23 protein-coding genes are annotated in these 23348 nt (G+C 62.5%); 8 read left to right on the top strand and 15 right to left on the bottom strand.

Annotation, left to right across the window (positions count from 1 at the left end; all coding sequences use genetic code 11):
• Positions 1–20: 20 nt before the first annotated feature.
• From creD to creB, 3 genes are all read right to left on the bottom strand, one after another.
• Entirely contained in the window at positions 21–1352 is a 1332-nt protein-coding gene (gene creD, locus CFU_RS22090; protein ID WP_041742707.1) for a cell envelope integrity protein CreD, read from the bottom strand.
• A 129-nt stretch (positions 1353–1481) separates the two neighbouring features.
• Positions 1482–2921, bottom strand: a complete 1440-nt coding sequence (gene creC / locus CFU_RS22085) for a two-component system sensor histidine kinase CreC (protein WP_014008218.1) — start codon at positions 2919–2921, stop codon at positions 1482–1484.
• Positions 2918–3634, bottom strand: coding sequence for a two-component system response regulator CreB (gene creB, locus CFU_RS22080; protein ID WP_050808684.1), 717 nt, complete (start codon positions 3632–3634; stop codon positions 2918–2920). Before creB ends, creC begins: the two co-directional genes overlap by 4 nt.
• A gap of 79 nt (positions 3635–3713) precedes the next feature.
• On the opposite strand from creB, the gene CFU_RS22075 reads away from it, so the two are divergent.
• The 3 genes from CFU_RS22075 to CFU_RS22065 all read left to right on the top strand — a co-directional run bounded on the left by CFU_RS22075 (position 3714) and on the right by CFU_RS22065 (position 5942).
• Complete coding sequence (locus CFU_RS22075; RefSeq protein WP_337999060.1) at positions 3714–3935, top strand: DUF1289 domain-containing protein; 222 nt, start codon at positions 3714–3716, stop codon at positions 3933–3935.
• A complete protein-coding gene (locus CFU_RS22070; protein WP_014008215.1) occupies positions 3932–4849 on the top strand; it encodes an MBL fold metallo-hydrolase in 918 nt (305 codons plus the stop codon). Before CFU_RS22075 ends, CFU_RS22070 begins: the two co-directional genes overlap by 4 nt.
• A gap of 133 nt (positions 4850–4982) precedes the next feature.
• Entirely contained in the window at positions 4983–5942 is a 960-nt protein-coding gene (locus CFU_RS22065; RefSeq protein WP_014008214.1) for an NAD(P)H-dependent flavin oxidoreductase, read from the top strand.
• 5 nt (positions 5943–5947) lie between these two features.
• On the opposite strand, the gene CFU_RS22060 is transcribed toward CFU_RS22065, so the two are convergent.
• The 4 genes from CFU_RS22060 to hisC form a co-directional block, all read right to left on the bottom strand.
• Positions 5948–6691: an alpha/beta fold hydrolase gene (locus CFU_RS22060; protein WP_041742705.1), complete on the bottom strand. Its 744-nt coding sequence runs from the start codon at positions 6689–6691 to the stop codon at positions 5948–5950.
• The gene (locus CFU_RS22055; RefSeq protein WP_041742704.1) at positions 6691–7431 is read right to left on the bottom strand and encodes an META and DUF4377 domain-containing protein; all 741 of its coding nucleotides are present in this window, start codon (positions 7429–7431) and stop codon (positions 6691–6693) included. The genes CFU_RS22060 and CFU_RS22055 overlap by 1 nt, the downstream gene beginning before the upstream one ends.
• 70 nt (positions 7432–7501) lie before the next feature.
• Positions 7502–8650 carry an MFS transporter gene (locus CFU_RS22050; RefSeq protein ID WP_041742701.1) on the bottom strand — a complete coding sequence of 383 codons (1149 nt, stop codon included), beginning with the start codon at positions 8648–8650 and terminating at the stop codon, positions 7502–7504.
• A 72-nt stretch (positions 8651–8722) separates the two neighbouring features.
• Complete coding sequence (hisC, locus tag CFU_RS22045; protein WP_041742700.1) at positions 8723–9811, bottom strand: histidinol-phosphate transaminase; 1089 nt, start codon at positions 9809–9811, stop codon at positions 8723–8725.
• A 199-nt stretch (positions 9812–10010) separates the two neighbouring features.
• On the opposite strand from hisC, the gene CFU_RS22040 reads away from it, so the two are divergent.
• The 4 genes from CFU_RS22040 (at position 10011) to CFU_RS22025 (ending at position 13208) form a co-directional block, all read left to right on the top strand.
• The gene (locus CFU_RS22040) at positions 10011–10862 is read left to right on the top strand and encodes a mechanosensitive ion channel family protein (RefSeq protein ID WP_014008209.1); all 852 of its coding nucleotides are present in this window, start codon (positions 10011–10013) and stop codon (positions 10860–10862) included.
• Positions 10863–11170: 308 nt separating this feature from the next.
• A complete protein-coding gene (locus CFU_RS22035; protein ID WP_041743783.1) occupies positions 11171–12223 on the top strand; it encodes a type II asparaginase in 1053 nt (350 codons plus the stop codon).
• A gap of 160 nt (positions 12224–12383) precedes the next feature.
• Positions 12384–12962: a DUF4337 domain-containing protein gene (locus CFU_RS22030; protein ID WP_014008207.1), complete on the top strand. Its 579-nt coding sequence runs from the start codon at positions 12384–12386 to the stop codon at positions 12960–12962.
• Positions 12963–12989: 27 nt separating this feature from the next.
• On the top strand, positions 12990–13208 hold the full coding sequence (locus tag CFU_RS22025; protein ID WP_041742697.1) for a DUF6500 family protein: 219 nt from the start codon (positions 12990–12992) through the stop codon (positions 13206–13208).
• A 63-nt stretch (positions 13209–13271) separates the two neighbouring features.
• On the opposite strand, the gene ettA is transcribed toward CFU_RS22025, so the two are convergent.
• The 7 genes from ettA to CFU_RS21990 all read right to left on the bottom strand — a co-directional run bounded on the left by ettA (position 13272) and on the right by CFU_RS21990 (position 21969).
• Positions 13272–14939, bottom strand: a complete 1668-nt coding sequence (gene ettA / locus CFU_RS22020) for an energy-dependent translational throttle protein EttA (protein ID WP_041742695.1) — start codon at positions 14937–14939, stop codon at positions 13272–13274.
• A gap of 77 nt (positions 14940–15016) precedes the next feature.
• A complete protein-coding gene (gene rarD, locus CFU_RS22015; protein WP_014008204.1) occupies positions 15017–15907 on the bottom strand; it encodes an EamA family transporter RarD in 891 nt (296 codons plus the stop codon).
• Positions 15908–16051: 144 nt separating this feature from the next.
• The gene (locus CFU_RS22010) at positions 16052–16735 is read right to left on the bottom strand and encodes a diphthine--ammonia ligase (RefSeq protein ID WP_014008203.1); all 684 of its coding nucleotides are present in this window, start codon (positions 16733–16735) and stop codon (positions 16052–16054) included.
• On the bottom strand, positions 16732–17970 hold the full coding sequence (locus tag CFU_RS22005) for a Bcr/CflA family multidrug efflux MFS transporter (RefSeq protein ID WP_014008202.1): 1239 nt from the start codon (positions 17968–17970) through the stop codon (positions 16732–16734). The genes CFU_RS22010 and CFU_RS22005 overlap by 4 nt, the downstream gene beginning before the upstream one ends.
• 190 nt (positions 17971–18160) lie before the next feature.
• Positions 18161–19399, bottom strand: a complete 1239-nt coding sequence (locus tag CFU_RS22000; protein WP_041742693.1) for an ArgE/DapE family deacylase — start codon at positions 19397–19399, stop codon at positions 18161–18163.
• A 144-nt stretch (positions 19400–19543) separates the two neighbouring features.
• Positions 19544–20653, bottom strand: a complete 1110-nt coding sequence (gene alr, locus CFU_RS21995; RefSeq protein WP_014008200.1) for an alanine racemase — start codon at positions 20651–20653, stop codon at positions 19544–19546.
• A 29-nt stretch (positions 20654–20682) separates the two neighbouring features.
• Complete coding sequence (locus CFU_RS21990; RefSeq protein ID WP_014008199.1) at positions 20683–21969, bottom strand: D-amino acid dehydrogenase; 1287 nt, start codon at positions 21967–21969, stop codon at positions 20683–20685.
• A gap of 149 nt (positions 21970–22118) precedes the next feature.
• Here CFU_RS21990 and CFU_RS21985 point away from each other — a divergent pair, with 149 nt between their 5' ends.
• Positions 22119–22610, top strand: coding sequence for an Lrp/AsnC ligand binding domain-containing protein (locus tag CFU_RS21985; protein WP_014008198.1), 492 nt, complete (start codon positions 22119–22121; stop codon positions 22608–22610).
• Here CFU_RS21985 and CFU_RS21980 read toward each other — a convergent pair.
• Positions 22603–23277 carry an alanyl-tRNA editing protein gene (locus CFU_RS21980; protein ID WP_041742692.1) on the bottom strand — a complete coding sequence of 225 codons (675 nt, stop codon included), beginning with the start codon at positions 23275–23277 and terminating at the stop codon, positions 22603–22605. The genes CFU_RS21985 and CFU_RS21980 overlap by 8 nt on opposite strands.
• Between the last annotated feature and the right edge of the window lie 71 nt (positions 23278–23348).

Below are 23348 nucleotides of genomic sequence, written 5' to 3'. Positions count from 1 at the left end.
CCCGGGCGCTACTTAGCCACTTAATTGCCTTGCGCGATTTTCAACGCTGATGTCTGATACCAGTCGATCTTGCGGGTCACGATCATGATGATCGCCAGGATCACGAACAGCATCAGGCTGCCCAGCAGCAGTGCATTGTCTTCCGAAATCAGCAGGCCATACAGCGTGCCGTACAGCAGCGTCAGCATGGCGCCGAAACCGAGGCCGCGGCGCAAGCTGCGCAGGACCTGTGACAGGTAAAACCCCAGCAGGCCGATACAGGCAGCGCTGGCGACCAGGTAGGCGATCCAGAAGGCGATGTGCTCGGACAGGCTGACCAGCAGCAGGAAGAATATCGCCAGTCCCAAGCCGACCAGCAAGTACTGGATCGGATGGATCGGCAGTTGCTTGATCGTTTCGAAAATGAAGAAACCGACAAAGGTCAGCAGAACGAACAGCAGGCCGTATTTGGTCGCGCGATCCGCCTGGGAATAAATATTCACTGGCTCCGCCAGCTGGATCTGCAGGCTTTCTATTGCCGCTTTGCCGTCTTTGCTGTTGCGCAGCTCGCGTTGCGCATTGGAGGCCAGCGATGATACTTCCCAGACAGCGTGGAAGCCGTTTTCGGTGATATTGCGGACGCGCGGTAAAAAGCTGCCGCCGAACTGCGGATGCGGCCAGCTGGATGTCAGCTCGATGCGGTTGTTGTCGCCGATCGGCGTGACGGCCAGGCTTTCGGTGCCGGCCAGGGCGAGGTCGAGTGAAAAATCCAGGCCGCCGCTTCCGGCCAGGCTGGTTGGCGGCAAGGCGGCATGCATGCCTTTGCCGAAACTGCCGGCGCCTTGTTCTAGCACCAGCTGCTGCGTCCCGGTTTTGATTGACGGTGAACCGATCAGGCCGCGCACATCGCTGATGCCGATTGCCAGGTAGGGCGGCAGCAAGGTTATCTTGTCGGAAACCAGTTGTTCTGCCGATGGCAACTGATAGTCGATGCGGCCGCCGAAATGGCCTTGCAACTCATACACGAGCACTTTGTGCAAGCCGCGATAGCGTTCAGTCGGCAGCAGCTTGCCTTGCATCTGCAGATCTTTCGGGAAAAACAGATATTCCCGGTCCTCGATCCGGCTGCTGTAGGTTTTTTTTCCATTGCCATCCTGGCCGGTCAGTTCGTCGATCTTGATTTTGTATGGCACCACCAGGATTGGCCCGGTGACGGTCTGGTTGCCGGCATAACTGGCGGCAATCGACGCCACCGCTTCCAGGCGATAGCGCAGCCGGTCCTGCACGGTGTCGCGGATCAGGCCAAGCGGAATCAGGATCAGCAAGGTCAGGGAAGCAATGGCCAGTAATTTGAATATCAGGGGTCGGTTCATGGTCTCTCTCGGTCTGGGCAAAGTGACAGGGCGTCACGGTAAATTCCAGTGTAAGAAGAGTATGTGAATCGATGACGGCGGCTATGCGGCGTCAATAGGAGGGGACTGTGAAGCGAATGTGAAGTTGCCCTAGGTCGGCTCAAGCGGCAGCGTCAGCCGCGCTTCGGCGCCGCCGGCGCCGCGGTTGTGCAAGATAATCTGGCCGTGATGGAGTTGCGCCACCTGCTGCACGAAACACAGTCCGAGGCCGGTGCTTTTCTCATTGCTGGCAGGACGCGGCAGCGAATAAAAGCGTTCGAATACGCGCCCTAGCGCATAGTCCGGGATGCCGGGACCGTTATCGGCGACTGCGAGCGTGACGACGCCGGCGACGCTGCTATCGGCTTGTATCGTGATCGCACCGCCGGCCGGCGAAAAGTCGATGGCGTTCTCAAGCAGGTTGAGCAAGGCCTGGCGCAGCAGGAATACCTCGCCGCGGATTTGCGGAAGCTCAGGCGCATTGGCGACCTGCACCGTCACTTTAGCCTGCTGCAGGCGCGGCTCCAGCAGTGCAATGACTTCCGCCAGCAATTGCCCGAGATCGATGGCGACGATGTTTTCCAGCGCCTGCCGGTGTTCGATCGCCGCCAGCGCCAGCATCTTTTCGATCAGCTCCGACAGCCGCTGCGACTGGCCGCGGATGTTGTGGGCAAAACGGCGCTGTTCGGCTGCCGGCAGGTCTTCATCCAGCAGCTCGGCCGCGCCGCGGATCGCTGCCAGCGGGCTTTTCATTTCATGCGTCAGGCTATGGATATAGTGTTCGACGTATTGTTTGCCTTCCAGCCTCTGCCGCATCGACTCCAGCGCCCGCCCTAGTTCGACGATTTCGCTGGCGCCCTTGGTGGGCGGCTGCGCCCGTTCGCCGGCGGTGACGGCGCGGGCGTAGCGCTGCAGTGCGCCCAGCGAGCGGCTGATCCACAGGGTGACCGCCAGTCCGACCGCCAGCGACAGCACCAGCAACAAGGCGCCCCAGCGCAGGATGGTCCTTTCGCTTTGGGAGATCGCTGGCTGCAAGGTGTTGTTCGGTTTGGCGACGGTCAGCACGCCTATCATCTTGCCGCTGTCGATGATGGGGGCGGCGACGTGCATGACGGTGCTGCGCTCGTCGCTGTCGACGTCGCGCGTCGAGCGCACGCCGTAATTGCCTTGCAGGGTCAGGTAGACGTCGTTGCGGCGCGAGTAGTCCTGGCCGACTGCGCGCCCGGTCGAGTCGAACTGCACGATGCCTTTCAAATCGGTGACGTAGATGCGGTAATCCAGCGTGGTCTTGCGGAAGCTCCAGATTTTTGCATTGATGTCGCGATGGGCGTATTCGCGCACCCGGCTGGCGAAATTGCCGTCGGCGATACGATTCTGTTTCATGTCGTCGGCCGCTAGCTCGGCCAGGATATTGGCGGTGTCGACCAGCGTATCTTCCATCGCCTGCCGCACCGCCGGTTTCACTTCCGCCAGGAATACGCGCTGGATAAACACGCCGGCCAGGCCGACGATCAGGAAATAACCGAGCAGGATGCGGATGCCGAGTTTCACGTCGGCGCCTGCTTGCCGTTCGGCGCCAGTTCGATCGAATAACCGAGGCCGCGATGGGTGTGGATCGGATCGGCGGCCGGTGCAACGGCTTTCAGCTTGATGCGCAAGGTCTTGACGTGAGTGTCGACGGTGCGGTCGGTGCTGTCCGGAGCGTCATGCCAGATCGAATCCATCAGCTGGTGGCGGGTGAAGATGCCGCCCGGCCGGCTCAGCAGCATGTTCAGCAGCAGGTATTCGTAGCGCGTCAGCAGCAGAACCTGGCCGGCATAGCGGATGCGCATGCCGGCCTGGTCCAGCTCGAATTCACCCAGTACGGTTGGTGGCGATGCGCTCGCATCGGCAGCCGGCGTTTGGTTCAGGCGCCGCAGCACGACCCGGATGCGAGCCGCCAGTTCGCGTGGCGAGAAAGGTTTTACCATGTAGTCGTCGGCGCCGATTTCGAGGCCGATCAGGCGGTCGATCTCGCTGCCGCGCGCGGTCAGGAAAATCACCGGCAGCGAAGAAAACTTGCGCAGCTCGCGGCAGACGTCGAAACCGCTCATGTCCGGCAGGCCGACGTCCAGCACCGCCAGGTCGAATTGCCCGCTGCGCGCCTGTTGCAGGGCGGCGCTGCCGAGCAGGCAGTGCTGCACCTGGAAGCCTTCGCTGCCGAGCGCATAGATCACCGTGTCGGCAATCGCGCTTTCGTCTTCAGCCAGTAGAATATTGAGCATGCGGGTGGTCGCCATGGAGAGCAGTGGTGTCGCGTATTATAGGATTAAGGGAAAGAACAACAGAATATTTCGAGACAACGTGGAAAACAAGCAAATCAAGCCGGCCGCCAGCGCCAACGACGGCCCCGGCCAGGATTACAGCGCGTCGCCCTGCATCAATGTGTGCGTGATGAACACGGCCAGCGGCCTGTGCGACGGCTGCCTGCGCACGCTGGATGAAATTGCCGCATGGAGCTGCGCCAGCGATGAGCAGAAGCGCAGCATCTGGCAACAGATCGCGTTACGCCGGGAGCTGGCATGACGGCCCTGCAATTGCCGTCGACCATGCGCGTGCTGGAGCGCGGCTGGCTGTCCTCCAACAATATCCTGTTCCTGGGCCGCGAGCAGACGGCGCTGGTCGACAGCGGCTACCTGAGCCATGCGGCGCAAACCGTGGCGCTGGTGGCGCATGGCTTGCAGGGGCGGCCGCTGGACCGTTTGCTGAACACCCACCTGCATTCCGACCATTGCGGCGGCAACGCTGCCTTGCAGCAGGCATATGGCTGCCATACCGCGATTCCGGCGGCGCAAGCCGAACAGGTGCGCGCATGGGACAGGGATGCGCTCAGCTACAGCGGCACCGGCCAGCAATGCGAACCTTTCGGTTTCGACGCCACCCTGCAAGCCGGCGACCTGCTGACGCTGGGCGACCTGGAGTGGGAAGTGCTGGCGGCGGCCGGCCACGATCCGCATTCCCTGATTTTTTACTGCCAGGAGCAGGGCATCCTGATTTCCGCCGACGCCTTGTGGGAAAACGGCTTCGGCGTGATTTTTCCGGAGCTGGACGGCGCATCGGGTTTTGCCGAAGAGCGGGCGACGCTGGAACTGATTGCCAGCCTGGATGTGCGGCTGGTGATTCCCGGCCATGGCGGCCCGTTCAGCGGCGTCGCCGCAGCGCTCGATACGGCGTTCTCGCGCCTTGACTACCTCGCCGCCGATCCGCGGCGCAACGCGCAGAACGCCATCAAGGTGCTGCTGAAATTCCTGCTGCTGGAACGGCAACGCATCAAATTGACCGAAGTGCAGCAGATATTGACCGGCCTGCCGCTGGTGGCGGTCGCCAACCAGCGCCACCTGCAGCTCAGCGAGGCCGACCTGAGCGCATGGACGGTGGCGCAGCTGGTGCGCGCCGGGGCGGCTGAAATACGCGACGGTTTCTTGTGCAACCGACATTAAATCGGCATGGACAAGTAATGAGCAGCCAAGACTAGCACCGGGTTTTAGAGGACAAAATCTAGCACGATCGTACTTTTTATTGGCGTTTTCTCCCTATAATCAAAACTCTTGATATCCACTACCTGAGGTCGTTATGGCACTGCCAGCTGCGTTGCAAAACCTGAGCCTTCCCGTCATCGGTTCGCCGATGTTCATCGCCAGCGGCCCGGCCTTGGTGGCCGCGCAATGCAAGGCTGGCATCGTTGGTTCGTTCCCGGCCCTGAACGCGCGGCCGGCGGAGCTGTTGGATGTCTGGCTGACTGACCTGCAAGCCGAGCTGGCTGCCTACCAGGCGGAACACCCGAATGCCAAAGTGGGGCCGATCGCAGTCAACCAGATCGTCCACCAATCGAACGACCGCTTGGCGCACGACGTTGCGGTCTGCGTCAAGCACAAGGTGCCTATCATCATCTCCAGCCTGCGCGCGCCGCCGCCGGAAATGATGGATGCGATCCACGGTTACGGCGGCATCGTGCTGCATGACGTGATCTCGATCCGCCACGCGCAAAAGGCGCTGGAAGCTGGCGTCGACGGTCTGATCCTGGTGGCGGCGGGCGCCGGCGGCCATGCCGGACCGTTGTCGCCGTTTGCGCTGGTGGGGGAAGTGCGTAAATTTTTCAAGGGAACGATCGCCTTGTCGGGCGCCATCGCCACCGGCGACGCGATCCTGGCGGCGCAGGCCATGGGGGCCGACTTTGCCTACATCGGTTCGCGCTGGCTGGCGACCAAGGAAGCCCATGTCGACGATGCTTATCGCCAGGCGATCGTGGAATCGAGCGCGGCCGATGTGGTGTACACCAACCTGTTCACCGGCGTGCACGGCAACTACCTGAAGAAATCCATCGTCAATGCCGGCCTCGATCCGGACAACCTGCCGGAAGCCGATAAATCGAAGATGAATTTCGGTTCGGGGGGCACCGGCGCCAAGGCCTGGCGCGATATCTGGGGCGCCGGCCAGGGCGTCGGCCTGATGGACGACGTGCCCAGCGTGGCGCAGATGGTCGATCGCCTGCAGACCGAATACCAGGCAGCCCGCAAGCGCCTGGCATTGTAATCGCCTTACATTGACGGTGCTATCGGCGTCAGCCAGCCGGACAGGATCTGCAGCAGCTGCGCCGGCTTTTCCAGCGGCGTCATGTGGCCGCAGTCTTCGATCAGCACCATGGCGGCGCCGGGAATCTGCGCCGCCATCTGCTGCGCTTCTGCCAGGCTGCTGAGCTGGTCGTGGCTAGCGGCCACCACCAATGTCGGGCAGCGGATGTTCTGCAGCTCGCTGTAACCGTCGCTGCGCAGCGCCGACAGCTGGCGGATGAACACTTCCTTGCCGTTGCGCAGGGCCATCGCTTGCAGGCGCTCCAGCAGCACCTTGTCATGCGCATGGTCCGGATGCAGCGACGACGCCAGCGCGCGGCTGGTCAGTCCCTTGAACGGCACTTGCCGGGCGAGTTCCAGCTGCACCTTGTTGCCGGCGATTTCGCGCGGATCCTGCTGGCGCGCCGAGGTATTCAGCAAGGCCAGCGCGATCACCCGTTCGGGCGCTTGCTGCATGATCGCCTGCGCTACATAACCACCCATCGAAAAGCCGACCAGGACAAAACGCGGCGGCGCGTTTTGCAGCACGCGTGCCGCCATCGCACTGATCGAATCGTCCTGGCCGAGATCGCCGAAATGCAGCTGGCCCAGCTGCGCCAGGCCGTCGCGCATGTCGTCCCACAGGGTCTGGTCCAGCATGAAGCCGGGCAACAGTAATAACGATAACTGCGGCTGCGGCAAACTCTGCTCGTGCGGCGTCGATTGCGTCATTATTTCTTGACCACTTCCTGTTCCACCACCATGTCGAGCGTCCATTTGATGGAGCTGGCGTCGGCCGGCGGATTGGCCACCTGTTCTTCCAGGATGCGCAGGCGATAGGCGATGCCAGGTTCAAAATTGAAACCCTGGATGTTGCCGTACCAGAGCTGCCATGGGTCTTCCTTGCGTTCGCGGATCTGCAGGCAAGTGGTGCGCATCACACCGGCGCTGCACGGCACTTTTTGCGAAGCCACATAGACGAACTTGATTTTTGCCGCGGCGCCCGGTTTTTCGCGCGCATGGAAACTCAGGGTCTGGCCGTCCAGCGTCTTCATTTCCAGCTGCTGGCCGGCGATCTTGTATTGATCGACGGCTTGCAGCTTGTCGAGGAAATCGGCTTCGAACTGCATCGCCGGTTCAGGGCAAGCCATGCGCGTGGTCACTGCTTCGACGATCGTCAGCTGGCCCGGTCCGCGCACCGAGTAGGGCGCTGAAAACTGGTTGCAGCCGGCGCGGCCGCTGACCCGGCCCTTGCCGTTCTCCTGGCTGAAGTTGAGGATCACCGGCTCGCCGTTGTCGCCATGCGGCACGGTATGTCCGGTCCAGCTGGTCAGCTCCCAGCGCGATGCCGCCAGCGCTGCATCGCTGCTGGCTGTGGACTGAGTGCTGGCGCAGGCAGCCAGGGCGAGGCCGGCGGATGCGCCTAGCGCCAGGCAGCGGATCAGGGAACGGGGAAACGAGGCAAGCGTCATGTGGACTCCATGTGCGTGGGTTGGCGCTGGTCGGCACACCTGCGCGAGCAACTATTTTAACGTAGTGACATCATTCGAGCCACCTGGCGCGGCCGGCGGCCAGCGCTACCGCGAGGCACAACAGGCCGACCAGCGACAATGCCGCGGGCAGGCCGAAGCCGTGCGCCAGGAAACCGATGATGGGCGGACCGATCAGGCCGCCGGTGTAGCCCATGGTGGTGACGCCGGCCAGCGCGGTCGGGCCGTGGCGGCCGGCGGCGCTGAAGATGAAAGGGAAGATGGTGGCGACGCCGACCCCGGTCAGCGCGAAGCCGGCGATAGCCAAAGGAATCTGGCTGGCGACCAGGGCGATCAGCATGCCGAGGCCCGCGATCAAGGCGCCGCCGGCAACCACGCGGCGCGCGCCGAAGGCTTCCTTCAGCTTGTCGCCGACCATGCGCGTCAGCAGCATCATGCCGGCAAACAAGGCAAACGCCAGCGGCGCCACGCCGTCGCTGGCGAACAGGCGGTCTTTCATGTAGACGCCGCTCCAGTCGGCCACCGAACCTTCGACGATGGCGCCGCCGAAGGCGACTACGCCGAGCGCGATCAGCGGGCCGTGCGGCAGCGCGAAGTGTTTTTTGCCGGCGATGTATTGCGGCCGGTCATTCGGCAAGGCGCGGTAGCACAGGCGCAGCGGAATCAGCGCGCACAGGGCGACCAGGCCGAAATGCAGCAGCGGTCTGATCTCCATGCCGGCGATGGCGCTGCCGAGCAAGGCGCCGGACAGCGTGCCGACGCAAAACCAGGCATGCAGCTGCGACATGATCGAGCGCCCCGCGATCTTTTCCGCTTCGGCGCCGAGCGCATTGATCGCCACATTGAAGCTGCTGGAGCAGACGCCCAGGTACAGCATCGCCAGCATCAGCAATGGCAGCGACGGTGCCAGCGCCAGGCAAGGGATGGCGAGCAGCAGCGCCAGGCCGGCGTACCAGCAGGCGCGGCGCGCGCCGTAATGGCCTATCAGCCATGCCGCCAGCGGGAAAGAGCTGACCGCGCCGATGCCGCCGCCCAGCAGGAACAGGCTGAGGCTGGCCGGATCGAGCTGCAGGTGGTCGCGCAGCGCCGGGATGCGCGAGACCCAGCTGGCATAGATCACGCCCAGCAACAGGAACAGCAGCGGCAAGGCCGCCCGGTGCATGCGGGTATTGACGGCGAGCGGCGCTATTGGGTTGGACATTGCAGAAGGAGTTGAAAACCGGTGGAAACGGCGAAATGGCGATGGGTGGCGCAGCGCCACCCACGGCGACGGTCAGAAGTCGGCAGGCATGTCTTTCAGGTGCATCTGCAAGGCGTCCAGCAAAGCCTGGCAGGCGTCGTCAGTGCCGACGGTGATGCGCAGGAACTGGGCGATGCGGGCGCTGCTGAAATGGCGCACGATGATGCCGTCGGTGCGCAGGCGGGCCGCCAGCTTGGCGCCGTCGTGGCGCGGATGGCGGGCAAACACGAAGTTCGCGGCCGACGGCAGGACGTCGAAACCGAGCGCCGCCAGGCCGCCGACCAGGTGCTCGCGACTGGCCATGACGGCCTGCCGGGTCCGGTCGAAATGGGCCTGGTCTTTGATCGCCGCGGTAGCGCCGACGATCGCCATGCGGTCCAGCGGATAGGAGTTGAAACTGTTCTTGACCCGCTCCAGCGCCGTGATCAGGTCCGGCTGGCCGATCGCAAAACCTACCCGCAAGCCGGCCAGTGAACGCGACTTGGACAAAGTCTGCACCACCAGCAGGTTGGGGTAGCGCGCCACCAGCGGGATCGCGCTGTCGCCGCCGAAGTCGACATAGGCTTCATCCACGATCACCACGCAGTCAGGCTGGCCGGCCACCAGCCGTTCGACTTCGGCCAGCGGCAGCAGGCAGCCGGTAGGGGCGTTCGGGTTGGGGAAGATGATGCCGCCGGCGGCAGTGTCCAGGTAGTCGTCGACCCGCAGCGTAAAGTCCGCGGCCAGCGGCACGGTCCGGTAGGCGACCTGGTACAGGCCGCAGTAAGTCGGGTAAAAACTGTAGCTGATGTCCGGGAACAGGATCGCCTGCTCATGCTGCAGCAAGGCCTGGAAGGCGTGCGCCAGCACCTCGTCGGAACCGTTGCCGACGAATACATGGGCCGGCGTGATGCCGTGCGCGGCGTTCTGTTCGGCCAGCGCCAGCTTGAGCGGCTCGGCGTCCGGGTTCGGATACAGCCGCAGGTTGTCGCCCAGTTCGCTGCGCATGGCTTCCAGCGCCAGCGGCGACGGGCCGTACGGGTTTTCATTGGTGTTGAGCTTGACCAGCTTGCTCAGCTTCGGTTGTTCGCCGGGGGTGTAAGGCGTCAGGCGGCTGACGATGGGACTCCAGAATTTGCTCATTGTGTCGCTAAAGAAGGTAAAGGCTACGGCTGCGCGGGTTGGCGAATCAGCCATATGGTAGCAAACCCGGCGCGGTCTGGCTGGGATTCGCGGGTTGTGCCGGGAGCAACTGGTAACATAGAGGGCTCGATACGCGGACCGAATCGGCTGTTGTCGTCCACTAGTCCGTGTTATTTCATACAAGCAACAGGAGCTGCCCTTGAACATATTAGCCGTCAACCAACTCTCTTCGATCTGGAATTTCCTGCTCGAATCGTCCTTGCACTACGGCCTCAATGCGGTGCTGGCAATCTTCACGCTGGCGGTCGGCTGGTGGCTGTCGTCGCGTTTCGCCAATGCGCTCGACCGGGTCATGATCCGCGCCAGCCTGGACGCCACCTTGCGCCCGGTGCTGCGCAGCGTGCTGCTATGGCTGGTGCGCCTGGTGACGCTGGTCGCGGTGCTCGGCCAGTTCGGCGTGCAGACCGCCAGCATCGTCGCCGTCCTGGGCGCCGCCAGCTTGGCGATCGGCCTGGCTTTGCAAGGGACTTTGCAAAACATCGCGGCCGGAATGATGCTGCTGTTGCTGCGGCCGTTCCAGGTCGGCGAATACATCTCCAACGGCAGCATCGAAGGCACCGTCGATGAAATCGGCCTGTTTGCCACCAAGCTGACCAAGGCTGACGGCATCTGCCTGTTCGCGCCCAACAACCAGTTGTGGAACAGCGCGCTGACCAACTTCAGCCGCAACAATACGCGCCGCATCGACATGCCGATCGGCATCAGCTACAAGGATAATCCGACGGTCGCGATCCAGGCCCTGAAGGAACTGCTGCTGGCGGACGAGCGCATCCTGGCGACGCCGGCGCCGTTCGTGGTCGTCACCGACCATGCCGACAGCGCGGTCATGCTCAACCTGCGGGCTTGGACCACGACTTCCCAATACTGGGACGTGCGCTGGTCGATTGCGCAAAAAGTGCAAGCCACGCTGGCGGCGGTGGACTGCTCGATCCCGTTCCCGATGCGCGAGCTGCATATCACGCGCGAAGCGGAAGCCAAGCTCGCCGCCTGACGGGCCTGGTTCTTGCTCATTGCTTGCTAATAGGTTTTTGGCAAGACAAACGATTGGACGAGCACTGTTGGCTGGATCGAAGGCATATAATAATTATGCATAAACCTATGCATAAATTGCATTAGATCGCATTGCCGACTTTAGCTACAGTTCCGCGGCGCGGCAACGCGTTGCAGAACGTTGAATTGCCGCGTGACCGCTTTCCAGCTCAGCCAGCGGTCCACAACTATCAATAGATCAGGAGATTTATGTCTACCCGCAAACTTTCACTGCGTGCCCTCAACCGCAGTTTCAATTCCTATGCGCTGATGATGTTCGGCGCCTTGTTGCTGTCGGCTTCCGCGGCGCATGCGCAGGACAGCCATGCCAAGCTGCCTAACGTCATGATCCTCGCCACCGGCGGCACGATTGCCGGCACCGGCGCCGACAGCACCACTACAGTGGGGTATACCTCGGCTACGGTGGGTGTGGAAAAACTGATCGCAGCGGTTCCTGAGCTGAAGAAAGTCGCCAATGTCAAAGGCGAGCAAGTATTCCAGATCGCCAGCGAAAGCATGACCAACGACCACTGGCTGAAGCTGGCCAAGCGCGTCAATGCCTTGCTGGCGCAGTCGGACGTGGACGGCATCGTCATCACCCACGGCACTGACACCATCGAAGAAACCGCCTACTTCCTTGACCTGACCGTCAAGAGCCGCAAGCCGGTAGTGGTGGTCGGCGCCATGCGTCCTTCGACCGCGATCTCGGCCGACGGCCCGATCAACCTGTACAACGCGGTACTGCTGGCCGGCAGCAAGGACGCCATCGGCAAGGGCGTGCTGGTGTCGCTCAACGACCAGATCAACGCTGCGCGCGAAGTAACCAAGACCAACACCTCGACCACCGACACCTTCAAGTCGACCGAACTCGGCATGCTGGGCTACATCCAGGGCAACAAGGCCTATTTCTACCGCCAGTCGACCCGCAAGAATACGGTCGACACCGAATTCGACGTCAGCAAGCTGGACGTGCTGCCGCAGGTTGACATCATCTACGGCTACGCCAACATGACCCGCGCCGCGCTCGACGCCCAGGTCGCTTCCGGCGCCAAGGGCATCATCCAGGCCGGCGTCGGCGACGGCAGCATTGCCGCGCAGATGAAGACGCCGCTGGTTGAAGCGCGCAAGAAAGGCGTGATCATTGTCCGCGCCAGCCGTGTCGGCCAGGGCATCGTGGCGCGCAACGGCGAAGCCAATGACGACGAACTGGACTTTGTGGTGGCCGATACGCTGAATGCGCAAAAAGCGCGCATCCTGCTGATGCTGGCGCTGACCAAGACCAGCAACACCAAAGAAATCCAGCGCATGTTCTATACCTACTGATCACAGGCTGTGAGCCGAGGCGATACTTGTCGCCTTGGCAGGAAAAAAAGCCGGCTGAATCATCCTGTCTGATTCAGCCGGCTTTTTTACGTCTGCGGCATCGGCAACCGGGCCGCCGCCGGATACAATCGCTAAACAATTTTTTCAGGGATCAAACGCCATGTCCGAAGAATTCGAAGTCCCCAGCCCGCACGAACATCATATCGAGCATGTCACTGAACATGCCCATGGCAGCGGCGACAATTTCGCCGGCAAGATCGCGGTGATGACAGCAATCATGGCGACCGTCGGCGCCTTGTTCAGCTACCAGGCCGGTTCCACCGAGAGCGCCGCCGCGATGAACAAGAACGACGCCGCCATCAAGAAGACCGAGGCGGCCAACCAGTGGAATTATTACCAGGCCAAGTCCAGCCGCCAGAACCTGGCCGAGCTGGCGACCCATATTCCCGGCGTCGACGCCGCCCACTACAGCGCAGAAGCAGCGCGCTACAAGAGTGAAAAGGAAGCGGTGCAGAAAAAGGCGGAAGCGCTCGAAACCGAGGCCAGGGAATGGGATGAAAAATCAGAGCTGGCGCTGCACCAGCATCACCGCTGGGCGCAGGCGATGACGGCGATCCAGATTGCGATTTCGCTGGCGGCGATTACTTTGCTGACACGCAAGGAGTGGCTGAAAAAGATGGCCTACAGTGCGGGAGCGGTCAGCGTGGTGCTGGGCGTGCTGGCCTGGTCGCACATTTAATTTCCCTTGCCTGACGAAGGAAGTGCAATGAGGGCAAGCCTGAAAGAAAAGATAATTGACGTTTGCGACAGGAAAATCAAGGACAAGGGCCCCGATGTAGGGTTATCGTTTTATGCGTTCTTTGCGAACAAGAATGACAACCCGCCGCTGCTGATGGAAGCTGCGCAGTGGTGGATCATGACGCATCAGCTGGATCATTTTGAAAAGGCGGTGAAGATCAAGAAAATGGTCGAGGCAATGGCGTAAGCCGCTCGCAGCGAGAAGAAAGGAGGCGCTGCCGCCTCCTTTCTTCTGGTCACATTAAATCAATCAGCGCGTCACCGGCTTGTAGCGGATCCGCTTCGGCTTGGCGCCTTCTTCGCCCAGGCGCTTGCGCTTGTCGGCTTCATATTCCTGGTAGTTGCCGTCGAAGAACGACACCTGCGATTCGCCTTCGAACGCCAGGATATGCGTGGCGATGCGGTCCAGGAACCAGCGGTCATGGCTGATCACCATCACGCTGCCAGCGAACTCCAGCAAGGCGTCTTCCAGCGCGCGCAGGGTTTCGACGTCGAGATCGTTGGACGGTTCATCCAGCAGCAGCACGTTGCCGCCTTGCAGCAGGGTCTTGGCCAGGTGCAGGCGGCCGCGTTCGCCGCCGGACAGGTTACCGACGATCTTCTGCTGGTCGCCGCCCTTGAAGTTGAAACGGCCCAGGTAGGCGCGCGACGGCATTTCAAAACGGCCGACGGTGAGGATGTCGGCGCCGCCCGAGACGTCTTCGAACACGGTCTTCTGGTCCGACAGCGAATCGCGCGACTGGTCGACGATCGATACCCGCGCCGTGGCGCCGAGCACCACTTCGCCGCTGTCCGGCTGTTCCTTGCCGGTGATCATCTTGAACAGGGTCGATTTACCGGCGCCGTTAGGGCCGATGATGCCAACGATGGCGCCGGCCGGGATGCGGAAGCTGAGATTGTCGATCAGCATGCGGTCACCGAACGACTTCGAAACGTTCTTGAATTCGATCACTTCATTGCCCAGGCGCTCGGCGACCGGGATAAAGATTTCCTGGGTCTCGTTGCGCTTCTGGTATTCGTGTTCGCTCAGTTCATTGAAGCGCGCCAGGCGGGCCTTGCTCTTGGCCTGGCGGCCTTTCGGATTCTGCCGCACCCATTCCAGTTCCTTGGCGATGGTTTTCTGGCGTGACGATTCGGTGGCTTCTTCCTGCTTCAGGCGGTTGCCCTTTTGTTCCAGCCACGAGCTGTAGTTGCCCTTCCACGGGATGCCGTGGCCGCGGTCCAGCTCCAGGATCCATTCGGCGGCGTTGTCGAGGAAGTAGCGGTCATGGGTGATGCCGACCACGGTGCCGGGGAAGCGCTGCAGGAACTGCTCCAGCCAGTCGACCGATTCGGCGTCCAGATGGTTGGTCGGTTCGTCCAGCAGCAGCATGTCGGGTTTCGACAGCAGCAGGCGGCACAGCGCCACGCGCCGCTTCTCGCCGCCGGACAGCACGCCGATCTTGGCGTCCCAGGGCGGCAGGCGCAAGGCGTCGGCCGCCATTTCCAATTGCAAATCAAGGTTGCCGTCGCCGGCGGTGGCCAGGATGTCTTCCAGCCGCGCCTGTTCCGCCGCCAGCGCATCGAAATCGGCGCCTTCTTCGGCATAGGCGGCGTATACCGCATCGAGCTTGGCTTGCGCTTCAAACGCTTCGCCCAGGCCTCCTTCGACCGCCTGTCGCACCGTTTGCTCAGGATCGAGCTGCGGTTCCTGCGGCAGGTAGCCGATGTTCAGGCCCGGCATGGGCACCGCTTCGCCCTGGATATCCTTGTCGATGCCGGCCATGATTTTCAGCAGGGTCGATTTGCCGGAACCGTTCAGGCCCAGCACGCCGATTTTGGCGCCGGGGAAAAACGATAGCGAGATATCTTTCAGGATCTGGCGTTTGGGCGGCACGATCTTGCCGACCTTGTTCATTGTGTAGACGTATTGGGCCATGAGGAGCAATGATGTTTAAGTGAATAGACAAGCAGTAAAGAGCTATCTGGACTGCCAAGAATAACCGATGTGCGTTCTTAAGTCGAAGCGCCGGGGCGCGCTGCAAATGTGCGCCACAGGCCTTCGACCGAATACAGGGCCAAAGCCACCCAGATCACGACAAAACCCGTCAGCCTGGCGCCGTCCAGTTCCTCGCCATACAGCCAGACGCCCAGCAGCAGCTGCAGCGACGGCGTGATGTACTGCAGCACGCCGACCAGCGACAGCGGGATGCGGCGGGCGCCGGCGGCGAACATCAGCAGCGGAATCGAGGTGATCGGGCCGGCGGCGACCAGCAGCCACTTGGTGGACGTCGAGGCGCTGACGAAGGTATTGTGGTCCTGCACCGTAGTATACGCCAGGTAAGCCAGCGCCAGCGGCAGCACCAGCGCCGTTTCCAGCGCCAGGCCGGGCAGGGCGCCGAGGCTGGCGGTCTTGCGCAGCAGGCCGTAGCTGCCGAAAGTCACGGCCAGGGTCAGCGCAATCCAGGGCGGGTGGCCGGCTTGCCAGGTCAGCCACAGCACGGCGGCGGCGGCCAGCGCGATCGCCAGCCACTGCAGCAGGCGCGGCCGTTCGCGCAGGAAGATGAATCCGAGCGCGACGCTGACCATCGGATTGATGAAGTAGCCGAGGCTGGCTTCGACGATGTGGTTGTTGTTGACGGCCCAGATATAGGTAGTCCAGTTGGCGGTCAGCAGCAGCGCGCTGGCGATGAAACCGCCGATGACGCGCGGCTGGCGCAGCACCGGCCCGACCCAGGCCCACTGCTTGCGCACGGTCAGCACGATCACCAGGAACAGGAACGACCACAGCATGCGGTGCATGACGATGTCGACCGGCGGAATTTCGGCTTCCAGCGCCTTGAAGTAAATCGGGAACAAGCCCCACAGGATGTAGGAGGCGATCGCATAGAACATTCCTGCTTGCATGGTGTGGGTCTGTAAAAAAGTGGGGGAACGGCGCCGGTCTTCAGTTATGTTTCTGCTACTTGTTTCGGGCGCATTTAAACAACATCCAGCATTTTACGCATAAGCGGCGCGCCTGACGCTCAGGACGTGCATATGGCCGGCGGTTCAGGCCGCCAGCAATTCTTGAAAGTAGTAAGTGGTCGAGCCCAGTTCGGGCGGCGAATGATAGGGACTGATGCGGTCGCGGCGAAACGGAACCGGGTGGGCAAACGCCGGGCCGTCATAGACAAAGGTATGGAATTCGCCGTTTTCGCCACAGGCATCCACTTCTGGCGGCAGGTCGGCGAGAAAGGCGGTATCGAATTCGCGCCCGCAAAAATCCTGCGGCAAGTGCCTGCCATTGACGCATACCACCAGCGCCTTGAAACCGAGCGCCAGGAATTCATCCACCAGCCGGCGCCGCGGCTGGTTCCACAAGGGCAGGCTGGCCTGCAACCCGGCCTGGGCGCAGACTTTTTCTTCCCAGTCGCGATGCGCCTGCAGATCGATATCGCCGAATACGGCGTGGCGCATGCCGGCGCCATGGGCATCGCGCAAGGCGGCGATGAATTTTTCTTCATACTGCTGCCAGCTGGCACTGTAAAAAACCAGCGGCAAGCCGAGCGCATCCGCCTGCGCTTGCAGCAGGGCCGGCGGCACGCCGTGCGAACGGGCGCGCTGGCCGTTTTCATCCAGCGCGGTAACCAGGCGCTCGATCCGCACGCCGCTCTGGCGCGCGCGCCACAGCGCCAGGCAGGAATCCTTGCCGCCGCTCCAGGACACCAGTGCGCCTGCTGTTTGCGGGATCATGAATGCGCTGCCGTCTGCAGCTGGCGCCGATGTTCAGGGCGCGCCACGAAACGATGCAGCAGCAAGCCGCCGACGCCGCAGGTCGCCATCACCACCATCAGCGGCAAGGCGGTGCCGTCATGCCACAAGCTCATGCCGACGCCGGAGGTGATGCCGAGCGTGAACTGCAGGGTGCCCATCAGCGCCGACGCGGTGCCGGCCTGCTTGCCTTGCTGCGACAAGGCGATCGCCGATGCATTCGGACTGATGAAACCGTAGCAGGCAAGATAGCCGAAGAAGCCGACCAGCAGGATAGGCAGGTTGTTCACGCCGCAAGCCACCAGCAGCGCGATGAACAGGCTCAGCAGCGCCGGCAGCCAGAGGGCGCGGCCGAGGATGGTGTCAAGTGAATATCTGCCGACCAGCCGGGCATTGATCTGCGAGGCGGCGATCAGGCCGAAGGCATTGGTGCCGAACACGAAGCCGAAGTGCTCGGGCTTGATGCCGTGCAGCTCGATCAGCACGAAAGAAGAACCGGTGATATAGGCGAACATGCCGCCCTGGATCAGGCCGCCGACCAGGCTGTAGGCGACGAACTGGCGGTCCAGCAGCAGCCGGCCGTATTGTTTCAGGGTGCGGCCCAGGTGCAGCGGCTCGGCCTTGTGGCGGTCCAGCGTTTCCTGCATGGTGTAGTGGATCGCCAGCAGGCAAAACAGGCCGAAGGCGGCGAGGCCGCCGAAAATGACGCGCCAGCCCCAGAACTTGAGCACGCTGCCGCCGATCAGCGGCGCCAGGATAGGCGCCAGGCCCATCACCAGCATCATCAGCGAAAACGCCCTGGCGGCGCCGGTGGTGCCGAGCCGGTCGCGGATCACGGCGCGCGCGATGACCATGCCGGCGCAGCCGCCCAGGCCTTGCAGGAAACGGAACAGTATCAGCGCAACCACGTCTTGCGACACCATGCAGGCCAGCGAACCCAGCAGGTACAGCGTCATGCCGACATACAGCGGCGGCTTGCGGCCGAAACGGTCGCTCAGCGGCCCGTAAAACATCTGGCCGACCGCCAGCCCGACCAGGAAGCTGGCCAGGGTCAGCTGCACCAGGTTGCTGCCGACCCCGAACTGCTGCGCGATGGTCGGAAAGCTCGGCAGGTACATGTCGATCGACAGCGAGCCGATGGCGGTCAGCGCGCCAAGTAAAAGAAGCCAGCCCGGGAGCAGTTTCTCCGAGGCTGAAGTTGCAGGTGTGTTTGTCATGGGATGCTTGGAGTAGCGCCAGTTGCTGGCGCTGGGTTAAATATGTACAGCGGGTAGAGGCGCAGGCAGGAACTGCACGAAGGCAGAAAAAACGGCACAAACATGATCTGTGCGCTAAAGCGACGGCTAATGTTACACCAACATCGGGATGTCTGCCGGGAGGCGCCCGGGGCCGCCCGGCAACCGTGGTTTACTGTGCGAGGAAATCGAGCAAAGTCAGCGCCACCACTTTGGTGGCCTTGCGCAGATCGTCCAGCGCAAGATTCTCATCGGCCTGTTTGGCGTTCGATTCCATCAGGGTGCGCGGACCGGCGCCGTACAGCACAACAGGAATGCCATGTTCGCCGTACAGGCGGGCATCGGTGTAGAGCGCCGAACCGTTGGCCGGGATCGCTTCGCCTAACACGGCCTGCGCATTCTTTTGCACGCTGGCCAGCAGTTTTTCATGGCCAGGCAAGGGGCGTAGGGCGCGCGCCAGCAACAGGCGTTTGATGTCGACGCGGATGCCGGGCAGGTCGGCGACCGCCGCGGCGATCATGGCCCGTACCTCGGCTTCGACCGCCACCGGATCTTCTTCCGGAATCATGCGGCGATCCATCTTCAGCACCACTTTGCCCGGCACCACATTGGTGTTGGTGCCGCCGTCGATGCGGCCGACGATCATGGTCGGATGGGTGATGCCGGGAATTGCCGAGCTGATTTTTTTCAAGTCGGGCAGCTTGGCGTAGATCGCCTGCAAAACCTTGGTCGCGGCCTGCAACGCATCGTGGCCGGTTTCTGGCATCGAACCGTGGGTCGCCTTGCCGTGCACCGTCACCTCGAATTGCAGGCAGGCGTTATGCGCGATGACGACGTTGTAGCTGAAGCCGGGGCCGATCACCAGGTCGGGTTTGGTCAGCTGCTTTTCCAGCAGCCAGGCCGGCCCCAGCAAGCCGCCGAATTCTTCGTCGTAGGTGAAGTGCAGTTCCAGCGCGCCCTTGAGCGGCACGCCGAGCGCTTCCAGCGCGCGCACGGCAAAAATGTAGGTAGCAAAATCGCCTTTCGACACCGTGGTGGCGCGGCCGTAGATGCGGCCGTTTTCGATTTCTCCACCGTACGGCTGCTTGGTCCAGCCTTCGCCCGGCGGCACCACGTCGCCATGGGCGTTCAGCGCCAGCACCGGGCCGGCGCCGGCATACTGGCGGCGGATGATCAGGTTGGTGATGCTTTCCATGCCGTAGTCCCTGACGACGGCTGCCGGCACGGGATGTTTCTCGGCTTGCCAACCCCAGGCGGTGACCAGCTCGGCCACGGCATCGGCGTGCGGTGCATTGTTGCCGGGCGGAGTGTCGGTGGGAATGCGGACGATGGTTTGCAGGAATCCGACTTCTTCGTCAAAGTGTTCGTCGATCCAGCTGGCGAGCTGTGCGGATAACGCTGTTTTAGTCATGGCGGTGGAAAGGAGAGTTGCAGGAGTACTTGATTCTACGACGTTGCCGCCATGAGAGGGAAACGTAGGTGGGCAGATTTCTGCCCACGCGGAATGGCCCTCGATTATTTGCCAAGGCACTCCGCGTGGGCACAGGTGCCCACCCTACAATCCGCCGATGTATTCGCGGTGATAGCGGTGGCCGAGGCCGGTCAGGATTTCGTAGCCGATGGTGCCGGCCAGCCGCGCGACGTCGTCGACCGGACGGTGCGGGCCGATCAGTTCGACCAGGGCGCCGGCCTGCAGCCGCTCGGCGGCGATGCCGGTGACATCGATGGTGATCGAATCCATGGAGACGGTGCCGACCATAGGCACCGCCCGGCCGTCGATGAACACCAGGCCGCGGTTGCTCATGCCGCGCAGCCAGCCGTCGGCGTAACCGACGCCGACGGTGGCGATCTGCCGTTGTTCGGTGGCGCTGTAGCTGATGCCGTAGCCGACATGGTCGCCGCGTTCGATGCTACGGGTTTGCAGGATGCGGCCGTGCAGGGCGGCCACCGGCTGCAGCGGATTGGCGGCGCCGGCCACCGGCGCGATGCCGTACAAGGCTGCGCCCGGACGAACCAGGTCGAACTGGTAGTCGCTGCCGAGGAAAATCCCGGAAGAGTTGGCCAGGCTGGCCGGCACTTGCAGCAAGCGCTGGCGCAATGTATTGAAGCGCGCCAGCTGGCTGGCGTTCATCGGATGGTCCTGGTGTTCGGCGCAAGCCAGGTGGCTCATCAGGAACAGCGGCGGGATGGTTTGCAGGTAACGCGGATCGGCCAGCCAGGCTTCGGCTTCGGCCGCCGGCAATCCCATGCGCGACATGCCGCTGTCGACCTGGACGATGGCCGGCAATGGCCGCTGCAGCATTTGCGCCAGCGCGTGCCAGCCCTGGATCTGCTGCAGGCTGTTGAGCACCGGCAGCAGGCCGTGGCTGATGAATTCCTGCTCTGCGCCGGGCGGCGGCCCGTGTAATACGAATATCTGTGCGGTGGCCGGCAAATGCGGCCGCAGCGCAATGCCCTCGTCGAGATGGGCGACAAAAAAGTGGCGGCAGCCTTCCGCCGCCAGCGCCGGTCCGACCCGTGCTGCGCCCAGGCCGTAGGCGTCGGCCTTGACGGCCGCGCCGCATAGTGCCGATCCGGCTTGCTTGCGCAGCAGGCGATAGTTGCTGCGCAGGGCGCCGAGGTCGACCGTCAGGATAGCGCCTGCGTGTGCCGCTTGAGGTTGCATAGTATGTGTCGCTAAAAACGTTTACCGGATCAGGCGTATGCAGGATGCTCGCTTTGCGCGCCGTGCTTGCTGTAGCGTCCGACCGCCAGGTCGTCCGAGGCAATCGCCGGCCGCTTGCCGGAAATCAGGTCCGCCAGCAGTTGCGCGGAACCGCAAGACATGGTCCAGCCGAGCGTGCCGTGGCCGGTGTTGAGGAACAGGTTGCGGATATGGGTGGCGCCGACGATCGGCGTGCCGTCCGGCGTCATCGGCCGCAAGCCGGTCCAGAAACTGGCGGCGGCGGTGTTGCCGGCGCCCGGGAACAGGTCGTTGACCACCATTTCCAGGGTCGCGCGGCGTTTCGGCTTGAGGGTCTTGTTGAAGCCGACGATCTCCGCCATGCCGCCGACCCGGATGCGGTCGTCGAAACGGGTGATGGCGATCTTGTAGGTTTCGTCGAGCACGGTCGAGACCGGCGCCGCTTCGGCGTCGACGATCGGCACCGTGATCGAATAGCCCTTCAGCGGGTACACCGGGATATCCACCAGCGAGCCGAGGAAACCGGTGGAATAGGCGCCCAGCGCCACCACGTAACGATCGGCCTGCAGGTGCTCCGGACCGCACTGGACGCCGGCGATTTCGCCGTTGGCCAGCGTCAGCGCATCGATCTGCAGGTTGTAGCGGAAGCGCACGCCGAGTTCTTCGGCCATCTTCGCCAGCCGCGTAGTGAACATCTGGCAGTCGCCGGTCTCATCGTTAGGCAGGCGCAGGGCGCCGCTCAGCTTATGCTTGACTGCGTCCAGCGCGGGTTCGGCCAGCGCCAGCTGGTCCGGCGTCAGCAATTCGAACGGCACGCCAGTGTCTTGCAACACCTGGATATCCTTGGCGGCGTCGTCCAGCTGCTGCTGGCTGCGGAACACCTGCATGGTGCCGAGCTGGCGGCCTTCGTAGGCGATGCCGGTATCGGCGCGCAACACCTTGAAACAGTCGCGGCTGTATTCGGCCAGGCGCACCATGCGTTCCTTGTTGACGGCATAGCGGGCGGCGCTGCAGTTGCGCAGCATCTGCCACATCCAGCGCAGCTGGAACAGGGTGCCGTCGGGGGTGATCGAGAGCGGTGCATGCTCTTGCAGCATCCACTTCAGTGCTTTCAGCGGAATCCCGGGCGCGGCCCAGGGCGAGGCGTAGCCTGGCGAGATCTGGCCGGCGTTGGCAAAACTGGTGTCTTGCGCCGGGCCCGGCAGGCGGTCGATGACGGTGACTTCGTGGCCGGCACGGGCCAGGTAATAGGCGCTGGTGACGCCGACCACGCCGCTGCCTAGGATGAGCACCCGCATCTTGATTCCCCTTAGTAGACCTGAATTCGCCTGAATTGTTTTTGATTTGCAGCAATAAGCGCTATGCTAATAGCTAATTTCCAGCATTTGTTACTGTATAAATCGAAATATTCAGGATTTAACACTAAAAATATCAGAAAATTCGGGACATGAGAATCTACAAGGAATCGAGCCGCACCCTGGACAAGCTGGACCGCCACATCTTGCGTCTGCTGCAGCAGGACGGCCGCATGTCGATGAAGGACCTGGGCGAGCAGGTCGGCTTGTCGATCACGCCGTGCATCGAACGCGTCAAGCGCATGGAACGCGACGGCGTCATCGACGGTTATTACGCGCGCGTCAACCCGGCCGCGGTCGGCGCCAAGCTGCTGGTTTTTGTTGAGATTACGCTGAATCAGAAATCGGCGCATGCGTTTGAACAGTTCCGGCGCGAAGTGTTGCGCATTCCGGAGGTGCTCGAGTGCCACCTGGTGTCCGGCGATTTCGATTACCTGATCAAGGCCCGCATCCGCGAGATGGCGGAATACCGCAAGCTGCTGGGCGACATGCTGCTGCAGCTGCCCGGAGCGGCGCAGTCCAAGAGTTATGTCGTGATGGAAGAAATCAAGGAGACGCTGGCGTTGTCGATGGAAACTAAATAGCTGCCAACAGAGTGCCGTCCAACGGATTGCCGCCCAAGCTGATTTCTATGCGCTCCTTGCCCTTGCCGATATTCTTGCGTTTCAGCCTGAGCGCGCCGACTTCCGCGGTCGAGCGCGGATGGGTGCCGCCGCAAGCCATCCTGGCGAATCCTGCGACTTCCCAGTAGCGCCGTTGCGTCGCCTCATCGGTAAACGCGGTGACGATAGGCAGGTCGGCCTGGAGCAGGGCAGCCACTTCGGTTTCCACCTGCGGCAGCAGCACGGCGATGCTGCCTTCATGGGCAAAATCGATACGTCCCTTGTCGGCCGAGATATGGGCGCCGATGCGCTCTATGCCTGGCCGCAGCTTGTATACCAGCTGCAGCACCATCTCGGCGGCGAAGTGCAGCCGCATCAGGCGATAGCGGCGTTCCCAGTCGATCACGATCTCGACTTCGCTGCCGGCCTGCAGGCCATGTCCGGGCGCCAGCGTGTAGAGAATCTCCAGGCCGTCTTTTTCCGCCGACAGCACGGGGTGGCCGGCCAGGGTGCCATGGTCGCTTTCCTGGCCGCCGGAAAAGGCGAAGAAGATGGTTTCTGCGAGACGGATGCGGTCATTGTCGACGGCGCTGACTCGGGTGGTCAGCGTGGTGCGGTAGGGATCTTGCCAGAAGAGCTTGCGGGTCATGGCCGGCCGGAATAATGAATGGTCCGGTAAGCATAACAAAAGGGCGGATTAAGAGGGACAAGTTCAAAGGG

This window comes from Collimonas fungivorans Ter331, assembly GCF_000221045.1.
Classification (GTDB): Bacteria; Pseudomonadota; Gammaproteobacteria; order Burkholderiales; family Burkholderiaceae_D; genus Collimonas; species Collimonas fungivorans_A.
Note: the sequence above shows the minus strand (reverse complement) of the source record. Positions and strands in the feature narration are given on the sequence as shown.

Coding starts and splice junctions, on each gene's coding strand:
- CFU_RS22050 (WP_041742701.1), bottom strand. CDS start 8,650: ATGTCCAACCCAATAGCGCCGCTCGCCGTCAATACCCGCATGCACCGG.
- CFU_RS22065 (WP_014008214.1), top strand. CDS start 4,983: ATGGCACTGCCAGCTGCGTTGCAAAACCTGAGCCTTCCCGTCATCGGT.
- CFU_RS22070 (WP_014008215.1), top strand. CDS start 3,932: ATGACGGCCCTGCAATTGCCGTCGACCATGCGCGTGCTGGAGCGCGGC.
- hisC (WP_041742700.1), bottom strand. CDS start 9,811: ATGAGCAAATTCTGGAGTCCCATCGTCAGCCGCCTGACGCCTTACACC.
- CFU_RS21985 (WP_014008198.1), top strand. CDS start 22,119: ATGAGAATCTACAAGGAATCGAGCCGCACCCTGGACAAGCTGGACCGC.
- CFU_RS22005 (WP_014008202.1), bottom strand. CDS start 17,970: ATGACAAACACACCTGCAACTTCAGCCTCGGAGAAACTGCTCCCGGGC.
- CFU_RS22010 (WP_014008203.1), bottom strand. CDS start 16,735: ATGATCCCGCAAACAGCAGGCGCACTGGTGTCCTGGAGCGGCGGCAAG.
- ettA (WP_041742695.1), bottom strand. CDS start 14,939: ATGGCCCAATACGTCTACACAATGAACAAGGTCGGCAAGATCGTGCCG.
- creB (WP_050808684.1), bottom strand. CDS start 3,634: ATGCTCAATATTCTACTGGCTGAAGACGAAAGCGCGATTGCCGACACG.
- CFU_RS22025 (WP_041742697.1), top strand. CDS start 12,990: ATGAGGGCAAGCCTGAAAGAAAAGATAATTGACGTTTGCGACAGGAAA.
- CFU_RS21990 (WP_014008199.1), bottom strand. CDS start 21,969: ATGCGGGTGCTCATCCTAGGCAGCGGCGTGGTCGGCGTCACCAGCGCC.
- creD (WP_041742707.1), bottom strand. CDS start 1,352: ATGAACCGACCCCTGATATTCAAATTACTGGCCATTGCTTCCCTGACC.
- rarD (WP_014008204.1), bottom strand. CDS start 15,907: ATGCAAGCAGGAATGTTCTATGCGATCGCCTCCTACATCCTGTGGGGC.
- CFU_RS22030 (WP_014008207.1), top strand. CDS start 12,384: ATGTCCGAAGAATTCGAAGTCCCCAGCCCGCACGAACATCATATCGAG.
- CFU_RS22055 (WP_041742704.1), bottom strand. CDS start 7,431: ATGACGCTTGCCTCGTTTCCCCGTTCCCTGATCCGCTGCCTGGCGCTA.
- CFU_RS22060 (WP_041742705.1), bottom strand. CDS start 6,691: ATGACGCAATCGACGCCGCACGAGCAGAGTTTGCCGCAGCCGCAGTTA.
- CFU_RS22000 (WP_041742693.1), bottom strand. CDS start 19,399: ATGACTAAAACAGCGTTATCCGCACAGCTCGCCAGCTGGATCGACGAA.
- CFU_RS21980 (WP_041742692.1), bottom strand. CDS start 23,277: ATGACCCGCAAGCTCTTCTGGCAAGATCCCTACCGCACCACGCTGACC.
- CFU_RS22035 (WP_041743783.1), top strand. CDS start 11,171: ATGATGTTCGGCGCCTTGTTGCTGTCGGCTTCCGCGGCGCATGCGCAG.
- alr (WP_014008200.1), bottom strand. CDS start 20,653: ATGCAACCTCAAGCGGCACACGCAGGCGCTATCCTGACGGTCGACCTC.